Source organism: Ningiella algicola, from assembly GCF_028401415.2.
Taxonomy (GTDB): Bacteria; Pseudomonadota; Gammaproteobacteria; order Enterobacterales; family Alteromonadaceae; genus Glaciecola.
This window is the reverse complement of the sequence record NZ_CP171821.2, coordinates 459968-472330: the sequence shown is the minus strand read 5'-3', so window position 1 is coordinate 472330 and position 12363 is coordinate 459968. Positions and strand designations below refer to the sequence as shown.

At 44.9% G+C, this 12363-nt stretch carries 10 protein-coding genes; 4 read left to right on the top strand and 6 right to left on the bottom strand.

What is annotated here, in order from left to right; genetic code table 11:
- Positions 1-6: 6 nt before the first annotated feature.
- The gene (infC, locus tag PN836_RS02095; RefSeq protein WP_395345424.1) at positions 7-549 is read right to left on the bottom strand and encodes a translation initiation factor IF-3; all 543 of its coding nucleotides are present in this window, start codon (positions 547-549) and stop codon (positions 7-9) included.
- A 100-nt stretch (positions 550-649) separates the two neighbouring features.
- Entirely contained in the window at positions 650-2566 is a 1917-nt protein-coding gene (gene thrS / locus PN836_RS02090) for a threonine--tRNA ligase (RefSeq protein WP_395342942.1), read from the bottom strand.
- Positions 2567-2787: 221 nt separating this feature from the next.
- Between thrS and PN836_RS02085 the strand changes: the two genes are divergently transcribed.
- The 3 genes from PN836_RS02085 (at position 2788) to PN836_RS02075 (ending at position 5908) form a co-directional block, all read left to right on the top strand.
- Positions 2788-3837 carry a DUF3080 family protein gene (locus tag PN836_RS02085; protein ID WP_395342940.1) on the top strand — a complete coding sequence of 350 codons (1050 nt, stop codon included), beginning with the start codon at positions 2788-2790 and terminating at the stop codon, positions 3835-3837.
- 56 nt (positions 3838-3893) lie between these two features.
- The gene (locus PN836_RS02080; protein ID WP_395342939.1) at positions 3894-4664 is read left to right on the top strand and encodes a class II aldolase/adducin family protein; all 771 of its coding nucleotides are present in this window, start codon (positions 3894-3896) and stop codon (positions 4662-4664) included.
- Between the two features lie 68 nt (positions 4665-4732).
- Entirely contained in the window at positions 4733-5908 is a 1176-nt protein-coding gene (locus PN836_RS02075; RefSeq protein WP_395342936.1) for a mandelate racemase/muconate lactonizing enzyme family protein, read from the top strand.
- On the opposite strand, the gene PN836_RS02070 is transcribed toward PN836_RS02075, so the two are convergent.
- Positions 5890-6795, bottom strand: a complete 906-nt coding sequence (locus PN836_RS02070; protein WP_395342934.1) for an amidohydrolase family protein — start codon at positions 6793-6795, stop codon at positions 5890-5892. The two genes, PN836_RS02075 and PN836_RS02070, sit on opposite strands and share 19 nt — an antisense overlap.
- A complete protein-coding gene (locus PN836_RS02065) occupies positions 6792-7538 on the bottom strand; it encodes an SDR family NAD(P)-dependent oxidoreductase (protein ID WP_395342932.1) in 747 nt (248 codons plus the stop codon). Before PN836_RS02065 ends, PN836_RS02070 begins: the two co-directional genes overlap by 4 nt.
- Positions 7539-7739: 201 nt before the next feature.
- Between PN836_RS02065 and PN836_RS02060 the strand changes: the two genes are divergently transcribed.
- Positions 7740-9923 (top strand): TonB-dependent receptor, encoded by a 2184-nt coding sequence (locus tag PN836_RS02060; RefSeq protein ID WP_395342931.1) that lies wholly within the window; start codon positions 7740-7742, stop codon positions 9921-9923.
- A 79-nt stretch (positions 9924-10002) separates the two neighbouring features.
- Here the strand turns inward: PN836_RS02060 and PN836_RS02055 are convergent, their stop codons facing one another.
- Complete coding sequence (locus PN836_RS02055; RefSeq protein ID WP_395342929.1) at positions 10003-10812, bottom strand: ferredoxin--NADP reductase; 810 nt, start codon at positions 10810-10812, stop codon at positions 10003-10005.
- Positions 10813-10956: 144 nt separating this feature from the next.
- Positions 10957-12357 (bottom strand): Gfo/Idh/MocA family oxidoreductase, encoded by a 1401-nt coding sequence (locus tag PN836_RS02050; RefSeq protein ID WP_395342927.1) that lies wholly within the window; start codon positions 12355-12357, stop codon positions 10957-10959.
- Positions 12358-12363: the final 6 nt, after the last annotated feature.

Sequence of the window (12363 nt, the reverse complement as noted above, 5' to 3'; positions counted from 1 at the left end):
CCGTTACTACTTCTTAATTGGGGCGAGCACCATAATCATCTGTCGACCTTCCACTCTATTGGGGAAGGCTTCCACTTGGGCAATGTCTTGCAAATCCGCTTTAACACGGTTGAGCAATTCAATACCGATTTCCTGATGCGCCATTTCACGACCACGAAAACGTATCGTTACTTTGGATTTATCACCACCTTCTAGAAAGCGACGCAGGTTGCGCAGTTTTACCTGGTAATCGCCTTCATCAGTGCCAGGGCGAAACTTAATCTCCTTGACCTGAATTTGCTTTTGTTTCTTTTTCTGTTCTTTTAAAGCCTTGCTCTTCTCAAACAAGAACTTTCCATAGTCCATAATTTTACAGACCGGAGGAGACGCATTTGGGCTCACTTCGACTAGGTCTACGCCTGCAACTTCTGCTGCGGCCATAGCCTCGGAGATTGACACTACACCAGCTTGCGAACCGTCTGCAGCGACTAATCTTACTTCATTTACCGTTATTTCTTCGTTAATACGGGCTTTATCGCCCTGAGCTTTATTATTACCAGCGCCTTTAATTTGCTATTCCTCCAAGAACATTAAAATATGCCGTGACAAGTCTAAATATTTGCTTAACCGACCACGAATCGCCGTATTATACCCATTCTGGCGCGTTGTGCTATTGAATTTTTTTACTCGCGATGTCTTCTTGAACATGCTGTGTAAAATCTTCAATAGTCATGACGCCCAAATCGACGCCTTTTCGAGTCCGAACCGCGACTTGCCCCGATTCTTTTTCTTTATCTCCTACGACTAACAAGTACGGCACTTTCTTCATCGTGTGCTCGCGTATCTTAAAGCCTATTTTTTCATTTCTAATGTCTTGCTTTACGCGCACACCTGCACGCTTGAGTTGACCAACCACATGCGCCACATATTCAGCCTGACTGTCTGTGATATTGGCAACTACCACTTGTGTAGGCGCAAGCCAAGTCGGGAATGCACCCGCATATTCTTCCGTCAGAATCCCAATAAAACGCTCAAGCGAGCCCAGAATCGCTCGGTGAATCATAACGGGCACTTTTCGCTCACCGTCTTCATCCACATAGCTTGAGCCTAAGCGCCCCGGCATGGAGAAGTCGAGTTGAACAGTTCCGCATTGCCACGCTCTGTCTAAGCAGTCATGTAGGGTAAACTCAATTTTAGGGCCGTAGAACGCCCCCTCTCCTGGTAAGTATTGAAACTCTATATCGCTTGCTTTAAGCGCATCCGCCAGGGCTTTTTCAGATTTATCCCAAATCTCATCGCTTCCCACACGCTTTTCTGGACGGGTTGACAGTTTCACCGCGATTTTTTCAAACCCGAATGTGGCATAGGTATCGTACACCATCTTGATACAATCACTCACTTCATCCAGAATTTGTTCTTCCGTGCAAAACACGTGGGCATCGTCTTGCGTGAACCCTCTTACGCGCATCAGTCCATGCAATGCGCCCGATGGTTCGTTTCGGTGACAGCAACCAAACTCTGCCATTTTAAGCGGCAAATCGCGGTAAGACTTTAAGCCTTGGTTAAATATTTGAACATGTCCAGGGCAGTTCATAGGCTTAATGGCGTATTCACGCTTTTCAGATTCGGTTGTGAACATATTTTCTGCATATTTATCCCAGTGCCCTGACTTTTCCCATAAAGAGCGGTCCATCATTAACGGACCTTTCACTTCATCGTAATTATATTCGTGTAATTTGTTTCGGATAAAACCTTCAAGCTCGGTATAGATTGTCCAGCCATCGTTGTGCCAAAACACCATGCCCGGCGCTTCTTCTTGCCAATGGAATAGGTCAAGCGTTTTACCGATTTTTCGATGATCGCGCTTTTCAGCCTCCTGCAAACGATTGAGATAGGACTTTAACTGTTTTTTATCTGCCCAGGCCGTACCGTAAATACGCTGCAGCATTTTATTATCTGAATTTCCGCGCCAATACGCGCCAGCCACTTTCATGAGTTTAAAATGATGACAAAATCGCATGTTAGGTACGTGGGGGCCTCGGCACATGTCCACGTATTCTTCGTGATGGTACAAGCCGGGCTTATCATCTTTATCAATGTTCTCGTCAAGAATTTCAATCTTGTATGATTCTCCACGTTCAACGAACACTGCTCTTGCTTCAGACCAGCTCACAGTCTTTTTCACCACGTCGTAGTTGGTTTTCGCAAGCGCTAGCATGCGCTTTTCAATTTTTTCTAAGTCATCTTGATTTAAAGGCTCCTCCAAATCGACGTCATAGTAAAAACCATTGTCGATGGTTGGCCCGATGGCCATTTTTACATTTGGATAGAGCTGTTTGATGGCGTGCCCAATCAAATGCGCGCAGCTGTGACGTATAATTTCTAAGCCTTCTTCATCGCGAGCGGTAATGATTTGCAGGCTTGCATCTTCTGTGATCATGTCACTTGCGTCGGCCAGCTCACCGTTGATTTTGCCGGCAATGGTCGCCTTTGCGAGCCCCGGACCTATGTCATTGGCAACGTCTAAAATGCTTACAGGCTTATCAAAAGCGCGCTGGCTTGAATCGGGTAGCGTAATTACAGGCATGTTGTTCCTTTTTATTCAGTGGTGACACAAACCAAGTGCCACGTGATATTTTTTTGTTGAATTTGGGTATAAAGCAACATCGCAGATAACAAGTTCAGCACAACAAAGGCTGTAATTGCTCACAATGCGGTGAAATTGGGCGTGAATATTATACTGATATCCAAACAAAAGAAACGTCCACGGAACAACTGTTTCATCAAAATTTCAAGGCAATAGCGTTAATGACCAAACTGCATCTTAAAACTGGCTTGCTAGTATCTTTTATGCTTGTTTTGTCTGCGTGCTCAAAACACATGCAGATAGAAACAGATTTAGATGATTTATCAAACCGTTTAGAAAGCTTTACCGGGATATCTATAAGTGCTTTAGATACTGAAATAATCGCAGAGAATCAAGTGTCTGGGCAGAAGCTTAGAGCGCCCACACGCCCTACTCTGCGCTTTGAGATACCTGAAATGCAAATTAACTTCAGAGAGTTTTATGCGCTGGATGATTGTCCACTCGGTCAGTTTATAGCCGAGCGCAACACCGCGCTTGGAAAAACGCAGCTTCCTTCCACGCGCTTTGCGTACGAAAAACAACTGCTAATTACCCTCAACGACTGCTTACGCCAGCTTGATCAGGGACAAATGAGTGCTGAGTCATCCCTTATTAAAAGTATGCGTGCGTGGCATCTGCAAAAAAGCGAAAACATTGGTCAAGCATGGGCCAACATGATCACGCAATCAGACGAAACCTACTTGGGCTTTACCACTGCTGGCGATTTTATATCTGGAGGGGAATCTGATTCACTTCAAGCGACCAAGCTATCACTGGAAATGTTGCTTGAGGCACTAAACGCACCTCAGTTAGAAGCATCTCGATTAGAGGCCCACCTCAAGGATTTGAGCATCGCCCGCTTACCTGCACGCATGTGGCGCACCCAAGCTTTAATCACTCATGAGTTGCGGCCTATGACGCGCCTCCTTCGGCGTTATATGTTTGAGAACCCCTGCAATAACATTAAGACTCGAGAAGACATCAAGATCATGCGTAACATTTTTACCGTTTTTTTTGCTGACAAAATTCAACCCTTAGCGAGCGAACTTAATCGCTATCAATACGCATTAAACCCTCTGTTTGAAGAATTTGCGAATCATCCAGAATTGCCTGCTAGCTTTAAGCAGTATATTAAATCTCAATATTTTGATTCAGAACTTGTTTACAAAGCCGCAATGCAAGAGAATGTTGAAGCATGGCAGGCCGTGTTTGCTCACTGTGATACAAATTAATCAAGCTAATAAGTTGAACGGTGGAAATTTAGTTTTAAAAGGATATGAAAGAGTCAATGTACGATATACCAACTATGAACTTGCAAGCGCAAGTTAGCGAAGCTGAATGGCAAACGCGTGTGGAACTGGCAGCCGCCTACCGTTTATTGGTAATGCACCAGTGGGATGACCTAATACACACGCATATTTCGGCGCGGATCCCCGGTACTGAAGACTTGCTCATCAACGCTTTTGGCTTAGCCTTTGAGGAAGTCACTGCCTCAAACTTAGTTAAAATTGATATTGATGGCAATATTATTCAGGCCGACTGCCCCTTTGACATTAATCCAGCGGGTTTTACTATACACAGTGCCGTTCACATAGCACGACCCGAAGCGCAGTGTGCTATGCATTTACATCACCCTGACGCGATAGCGGTGGCGAGTTGTGAACAGGGTTTACTCCCCTACAGCCAGTATTCCGCCTTTGCATTGGCAAGTATGAGCTATCATCAATACGAAGGGTTAGCAGTCAACCATGATGAAATAAAACGTTTACAGGAAGACTTAGGCAAGGCGAATTTTATGCTATTGAGAAATCATGGCGCTTTAACAATGGGCAATACCATTGGTGATGCCTTTATGCATATGTATGACTTACTGAGAGCATGTGAAGTACAGGTGAAAATGCAAGCCTCTAATGACAGCAAAATTCTTGTCGACCAAAGCATTATTGACGGTATCAAAGCCCAAGCGAATATCGTCCATACTGGGCAAACCGGTGGTGAGAAAGCATGGCCTGCAATGATGCGGCGGGTTAAAAGGCAATATCCTGATTTTGACCAATAAGCGAAGAGCTAAATCATAAGTGCATTAATACCAAACCGTTAACTATTTAAAAGGGAACATTAGATTTCATGAAAGTCACCCACGTTGAAATTTTCGATATTCATTGTCCAGAGCGTCCACCATGGAACCCCATATTTGTGCGCATTCATACCGACGAAGGCATTCATGGTGTTGGTGAGGCGGGCTTAGCCTATGATTGGGGACACAGTGCAGCCGCCGCGATGATTAAAGAAATTAGCGAAGCGGTGCTGCTAGGCTTTGACCCGTTTAAAACAGAGCTTTTATGGTCACGCATGCTGCGAGAGAGCTTTTGGGGATTAGGTGGAGGGCCTGTTCTTTACGCCGCAATGAGCGCGATTGATACCGCTTTGTGGGACATTAAAGGAAAGGCACTAAACGTGCCTGTGTATCAACTGCTGGGTGGAAAAACAAACGACAACTTGCGTACTTACGCCAGCCAACTGCAGTTTGACTGGTCACAAGACTGTGTAAAAATGCTATCTCCAGACGATTACGCACGTTCTGCCGCAAAAGCAATGGCAGAAGGCTACGATGCAGTTAAGGTTGACCCTATTGTGTATGATGAAAATGGAGACTCAAGCTTTGATCGCACTAAACTGTTTACGCCCAAGCAAATGAAGTTGTTTGGCGATCGCTTACGTGCGATTCGACGAGAAGTGGGTGACGAAGTTGATATCATTTTTGAAGCACATTCTCTGATGGGTTGTGCATCGGCAATTCAGATGGGCTCAGTCATCGAAGAAGTTGGCTGCATGATGTTTGAAGAGCCAGTGAATTATTTAAACTCTGCGGTGCATAAAAAGGTATCTGACCGAGTCAATGTACCTATCGCCGGTGGTGAACGTTTGTACCATCGCTGGGATGCAAGACCGTATTTTGAAGACCAAAGTATTGATGTTCTGCAACCCGATGTCGGGCTATGCGGTGGCTTTACAGAAGCGAAGAAGGTTTGCGATTACGCAGATGTTTACGATATTCGCGTGCAGGCGCATGTGTGCGGTGGGCCGGTTGCAACCGCAGCGTCTTTGCAACTTGAAGCGGCTATTCCAAACTTTTTAATTCATGAACACCATACCTATGCGATTAAATCATGGAATCGCGAACTTTGTGTACAAGACTATCAGCCAGAAAATGGCAGCTTCAAGGTGCCTGACTTACCTGGAATTGGGATTGAGCTTAACGATGACATCGTTAAGCGTTCGCCTCATGTGGTGGTGAAATAAAAGCGCTTTGCATTGTCATGAGCAAGGGTTTCAAACGATAAGCCAAGGGCTCTACAAGCGTCAAAAAGCCCTTGCCAGTACTCTGTATAGCTATACGCAAACTCAGTCAGCGGAAAATTACTGGCAAGCATGAGTCGTTTACTGTCGAAATGCTGAGTGAGCACCTTCAACGCTTCTCGTAGTTCACTGAATTGATAATCGTCTTTCGACATTTCCCATCCAGAGCATTTCACATGCATATTGGTCAAAGCTGAGAGCTTTTGAAGCGATGAATCCCAGCGAGCAAATGCTTGAGGCTGCCCTAGGGGGGCAAAACCCGCGTGATTAAGCACAATTTTCAGCTTTGGATGCCTCTCAAACACTTGAATCACTTTGTCAGTAAGGGAGGCATTAGAACAATCAAATTGAAGTTCAAATATATAAGCGATCGCATGCTTCTTTGAAGATAAATAGTCCAAATTAGCGTTAATAACGGGGCTATCTAAGAGCTTCAAAGCACGTTGCTGCTCACATGTATTATCAGTGTGATGACAAATATTAGAGATAATATCCCGGATGCCAGCAAAATTTGGATGACGCATTTGTGTATCCACAGAACGACGAAACGCTTCTTCAGAAGCGCTCAAATCAGCAAAGCCAATCGCTTTATGATGAAGAGTGTTGCGCTCTGTCAGCATTGCCATTTCATTAACAGGATGAGCATTATCGTAACCCGCCTCAATATGAACAAATGCACTTAGGCGCATAAAACTAGGTAAGCTTAGGCTCTCAAACGTTGCAGATTTCGCGACGCATTGGCGCTTGCGGGCATCAAGAGAGTTTAACCAATGATACTGTCCTTTTGCCAAATCAAACAAATGAACATGAGGGTCAATCACATCAATCACTGCGCGCTATACCCGCCATCCATGACTTGTAAAGAGCCAGTAATAAAGCTTGCCTCATCGCTTGCCAGGAAGTAAGCGAACGCGGCCACCTCCTCAGCACGCCCGATGCGCCCTAGCGGCTGTAATTGTGCTTCTTCTTTATGCACTTGTTCAGGCTCAATACCTGACGAAGCGCAGTACATAGAAATTGCTTTTTGGTATAAAGGTGTATCGATAGTGCCCGGACACAAGGCGTTTGCGCGAATATTATACTTTGCGTAATCAAGCGCTGTCGTCTTTGCCATTGACGCAAGCGCATGTTTACTCAAGTTGTAGGCAAAGGAATTAGGCTTGGCAACAAGCGATTGTTCGGAAGCAAGATATATAATGCTGCCTCCCGCTTGCTTCATGTGTTTGAGTGCTGCCTGAGTAAGGGAGTACGCGCCTTTCACGTTTAGATTAAACAAATCAATGAAGCTTTGCTCATCCGTTTGTTCGATATTCGCTGACATATGCATGCCTGCATTGCATACCAGCACGTCGATACCATGCGATGAAGCAATTTTGTCGACGCAAGCAAGTACCTGCTCATGATTTTTTACGTCACAGATCACGTCATTGATGTGTGCAGAATCTTTCTTTTCAATTGCATCTGGTGTCTTAATATCAAGATTAAACACTTGATAATTTTCCTGAGCAAACTTTTGCGCAATGGCTAATCCAATGCCAGAGCTCGCGCCACTAATTATGAGGGTTTTCGCCATGCAAAGGTGTTCCCTAAAACGATTATGGTGATGAAGCTTAAACGCATCCAAAGTTAATGAACTTTAGCAGACTTTAAGAAGAACTGAAAAAAGAAGACTAGATACCGATGCATTAGCTTAAAATTAAATGCAAATGAGATTGACTCTCATTTATACATTCATTATCATCGCCTCACACTTACTAGTTAACAGATATTTTCGATGTTCAAATCATTACCATTAAGTATTGCCATCTCGACGGCACTTTTTTCTTGTGCCACTTATGCCGATGACGCTATCAATCTCTCGCAACAGAATTCCAGTCAAGTAAGTGGTCAGGCGGCCGCATCAGCTGTACTGTCACCACTTGCGGCTATGAATGAAATTGATATTGAGCGAATTACTGTTCGGGGCGCCTATTTTGGCCAACAAAATGCGGACGCAGTCAAAACCCCTACTCTCTTAGTGGATGTGCCCCAGTCATTATCTGTCATTTCAAGTGAACAGATTCAGGAGCAAGGGTTTGTATCCATAGCCGATATTTTGCAGTACACCCCCGGAGCGTCTATTGGCCAAGGTGAAGGTCATCGAGATCAGATGACAATCCGTGGTCAAAATACTACCGCAGACTTTTTTATTGATGGCTTACGCGACGACGTTCAGTATTTTCGCCCGCTTTATAACTTGGAGCGAGTCGAAATCTTACGCGGCGCGAACGCCCTGCTCTTCGGTCGCGGAGGCGGTGGCGGGATTGTGAATCGCGTCACTAAAACCGCAAATACGCGCGAGAGCTTCACGTCATTAAATGCAAATATAGATACCTTCGCTAACACGCTTATCGCCGTTGACCACAATGGTGTAATGAGCAATGAGCAGGCCCTGCGAGTTAACGCATACTACGAGGCACTAGATAATCATCGTGATGAGTATGACGGCGACCGCTTTGCTATTAACCCTACCTACACAAATAACTTAAGCGATGTTACTCAACTTGTGTTGTCGTATGAGTATATTGATGACGATAGAGTGGTTGACCGCGGCGTGCCATCGGTAAACGGTCCTCCATTAGAGGGTTTTGATGATACCTTCTTTGGCTCACCTGACATTAACCGAACGACGCTTCAGGCGCATGTTTTTAGAGCAAGACTTGATCACCAGTTAAGTGATGTGTGGTCAGTTAACGGCACGTTGCAATATGCCGATTACGATAAGCTGTATCAAAACCTCTATCCCGCAGGTTTTGATGAAGCGGCAAACACAGTCAAGTTAGACGGTTATAAAGATGAAACCCAGCGCGAAAACCTTATTGCGCAATTTAATGCCGTTGGTCAATTTGACACTGGCACATGGGAACACACCTTATTGATTGGCGCCGAGTATGGCAATCAAGATACTAACAATACACGTCGCGACACCTTATTTGCTGACAGCAACGATGACCAAATCACCTTTGCGTTTACTGACCCATTAGTGATACCCGCGGTGAGCTTTACCGATTTTGTAAGAGATAGAGCGTCTGAGGTGAGCTTTAGCTCGGTATTCGTACAAGACGAAATCAGCTTCAACGAACATTTTATTCTTGTCGCTGGCTTACGCTATGACCAATTTAATATCGATGTAGTTGACCAACGTGAGATTGCTAATGGTATTGAAGATGGCAACAACGGCTTTCTAGGAAGTGACGATAGCGAAGTTTCCCCTCGCGTCGGCGCTATTTATAAACCAACTGATGATCTGTCTATTTATCTGAGTTTGAGCCGTTCATTCTTACCTCGGTCAGGCGATCAGTTTTTATCCCTGTCATTAACTAGCCAAGCCTTAGCGCCTGAAGAGTTTGAAAACCGTGAAATTGGCATCAAATGGAATGTAAGCGAGCAGCTTGCATTCACCACTGCCTATTTTGAGGTAACGCGTGAAAACGGCACAGTGACAGACCCCTTCAATCCTGAAAACTCTCTGATAACAGGCACCGAAACAAACGGATTTGAGCTGCAGCTAGTGGGTTATTTGACTGACGACTGGCAAATTAATGCGGGCTACAGTTACCTAGATGGTGAAGAAACCGGCCGCGTGATTGACAATGACGTCAGTAACCGCACCTTATCGCAACTACCTGAAAATATGCTCAGTGTTTGGAATCGTTATCAAGCAAACGATCAGTGGGCGTTTGCGCTTGGGCTTATCTACCAATCAGAGCAATATACATCGCTTAGCAACAATGTAGAACTACCTGATTTTACGCGCGTGGATGCGGCGGTGTATTACGAGGTATCAGAAGATTTACAGCTTCAGTTAAACGTAGAAAACCTGTTTGATGAAGACTATTTCCCTTCTGCACATAATGATAACAATATCACTATTGGTGAGCCTATCAACGCACGCCTTAGCATGAGCTATCAGTTTTAAACAGCCAAATAGCGCTAGCCATAATTACTTGAGCTAGCGCATTAACTTTGCGCCATTTAATCACATTAGGTTTGAGCAATTACTTTTCGATAAAAGCCTGTTCAATAACGTACTCGCCCAGATTGCGAGAATTCGCTTTCGAAAAGCCCATATCATTTAAGATTTTCATCAAGTCTTGCAGCATGTCATCGTTGCCACAAATCATAAAGCGATCATCGTTGATATTGATATCAGGCATAGCCAGGTCGCGTGTTAGCTGACCGGATAGCAAAAGCTCAGTGATGCGGGTGTGATGACTTTTATCATTGGGGGTTTCGGACGCGCTTTGGTATTCGAAGGCTTCTCTGGTTACCGTTGGATAATAAAGCAGCTTATCACGCACTAAATCGCCAAAATATTCGTTCTTAGGTAGTTCGTTTTCAATTAAGTCTTTATACGCTAGCTCAGATACATAGCGAACACTATGTACCAATATCACTTTCTCAAAAGCATCGTAAATGAAAGGATCTTTGATAATGCTCATAAATGGCGCAAGACCTGTCCCTGAAGATAAGAGATACAGATGCTTAGCGGGTTTTAGAAAACCGGGAACTAAGGTGCCGGTTGCGCGGGTAGTTAAGGTTAGCTCATCGCCCACCTGAATTTTTTGTAAACGGGAAGTTAGCGCGCCATCAGGCACCTTAATGCTAAAAAACTCAAGTTCTTCTTCATAGTTTGCGCTTGCGATGCTGTACGCCCTCAACAGCGGCTTACCATCAACTTCTAGCCCTATCATAACAAACTGACCGTTTTCAAAGGTAAAGCTCTGGCTGCGAGTAGTTTTAAAACTAAAGAGAGTGTCGTTCCAGTGATGAACATAAGTCACTTTTTCGGTGATGGTGTTGCGCATTGATGTCCTTGCTAGCTAGGTGTCAAACCACGAAAGGCTTACTTTTATAAAACTGCACTGACATACGCAAGAATAATGAGTATGGATGTCTCCATACTCATTTATATCAAGCAGCCATAAACCTAGGGCTTTATAGAGCAGAACTTAAACCTTCATCTCCCAACCTGGCTCATAATCGCGAGACCAATATTTCATTGCTTCAGCGTCATTTACAATGCGACCGGTGTTAGGGTCTATGTTTAATGTGCGGCCGACCGCTTGAGAGTAATTCCCCAAGTGACACAAATTGTTTGAAATAATGCCTTCGGTAATCGGCGCTTTTAGCGCTTCACCTGTGCGGATAGCCGCAAAGAAATTATTCATGTGCTGGCCATCTAAAAAGCCTACGCCGGATGTGTCTGTTGTAGCCGATTTACCCGCTTCAGCCATTTCCTTAATCACCTCACGCTGAAGGTTGTAGGCAGTGTAGCCATTACGGTCGAGCAATATTGTGCCTTTTGTGCCGTGTAAGGTTAAACCGCGGCCTCTATCGTAGTGATTAAAGCCGTTGCAGCTGCGCCCTTCCCAGCACAGCATCTTGCCCTCGTCGTATTCATAATTAACCACTTGCGTGTCGTAAAACTCCCAAGCGTCATCAAAATGGAAACGCCCGCCGCTAGAGCTCACGCGGTTTGGATATGTTAAACCCATTGCCCAGCGCGCAATATCGAGTTCGTGCGTTGCGTTGTTGTTAATTTCACCGGTGCCATATTTCCAAAACCAGTGCCAGTTGTAGTGCACATAGATATCTTTAAAGCTTTCTCTTGGCGCAGGGCCTTGCCATAAGTCCCAGTTTAGCCAATCAGGCACTTGCGCCTCTTTTGCTTCGCCAATAGCCTTTCTGTTATTGCTATACCACGCTTTGCCGTAGTACACATTGCCAATAATGCCTGCGGCGATATCTTTTACCGCCTCTATGGTTGATAAAGCAGAGCGTTGCTGAGTGCCCACTTGGATAAGCGCTTTATATTTTTCTTGAGCGGCTATTAAAATGTCGCCCTCGGCAGGATTATGAGAACACGGTTTTTCAAGATAGCAGTGCTTACCGGCTTGTAAGGCCAATAAAGCCATTGGTGCATGCCAATGCTCTGGTGTCGCGATTAGCACGGTATCCACATCCGCTTTTGCCAATACTTCTCGATAATCTTCCATCAATACCGCAGATGAGCCTGTTTGTTCTTTCAAGGTATCGTTTGCTTTCGCCAGTGCGCGCGAATCCACATCGCAAATCACGTTTACTTCGGCATTTGGCGCACTAGAAGCCGCTCTTTGCAAAGCCCTGCCTCTGCCATTTACACCAATTACCGCACTGTGAATACGGTCGTTTGCTCCCAAAATGCGAGCATAACTTTTTGCCGATAATGCAAGTGAAACACCCGCTGCCAACGCGGCGCTTCCTTTGATGAAGGTGCGTCGGTCAAAGGAGCCGCCGTTTGAATCTTCATTTGAGTCATTATATGAATTGAGCTGCGGCATATTCGACTTACCAAGTTTGTTATCAGTCATCTTAAG

Bases quoted from the DNA above. Each gene is read 5' to 3' on its own strand.
- thrS (WP_395342942.1), bottom strand. From the start codon at position 2,566: ATGCCTGTAATTACGCTACCCGATTCAAGCCAGCGCGCTTTTGATAAG.
- PN836_RS02085 (WP_395342940.1), top strand. From the start codon at position 2,788: ATGACCAAACTGCATCTTAAAACTGGCTTGCTAGTATCTTTTATGCTT.
- PN836_RS02080 (WP_395342939.1), top strand. From the start codon at position 3,894: ATGTACGATATACCAACTATGAACTTGCAAGCGCAAGTTAGCGAAGCT.
- PN836_RS02075 (WP_395342936.1), top strand. From the start codon at position 4,733: ATGAAAGTCACCCACGTTGAAATTTTCGATATTCATTGTCCAGAGCGT.
- PN836_RS02065 (WP_395342932.1), bottom strand. From the start codon at position 7,538: ATGGCGAAAACCCTCATAATTAGTGGCGCGAGCTCTGGCATTGGATTA.
- PN836_RS02060 (WP_395342931.1), top strand. From the start codon at position 7,740: ATGTTCAAATCATTACCATTAAGTATTGCCATCTCGACGGCACTTTTT.
- PN836_RS02055 (WP_395342929.1), bottom strand. From the start codon at position 10,812: ATGCGCAACACCATCACCGAAAAAGTGACTTATGTTCATCACTGGAAC.
- PN836_RS02050 (WP_395342927.1), bottom strand. From the start codon at position 12,357: ATGACTGATAACAAACTTGGTAAGTCGAATATGCCGCAGCTCAATTCA.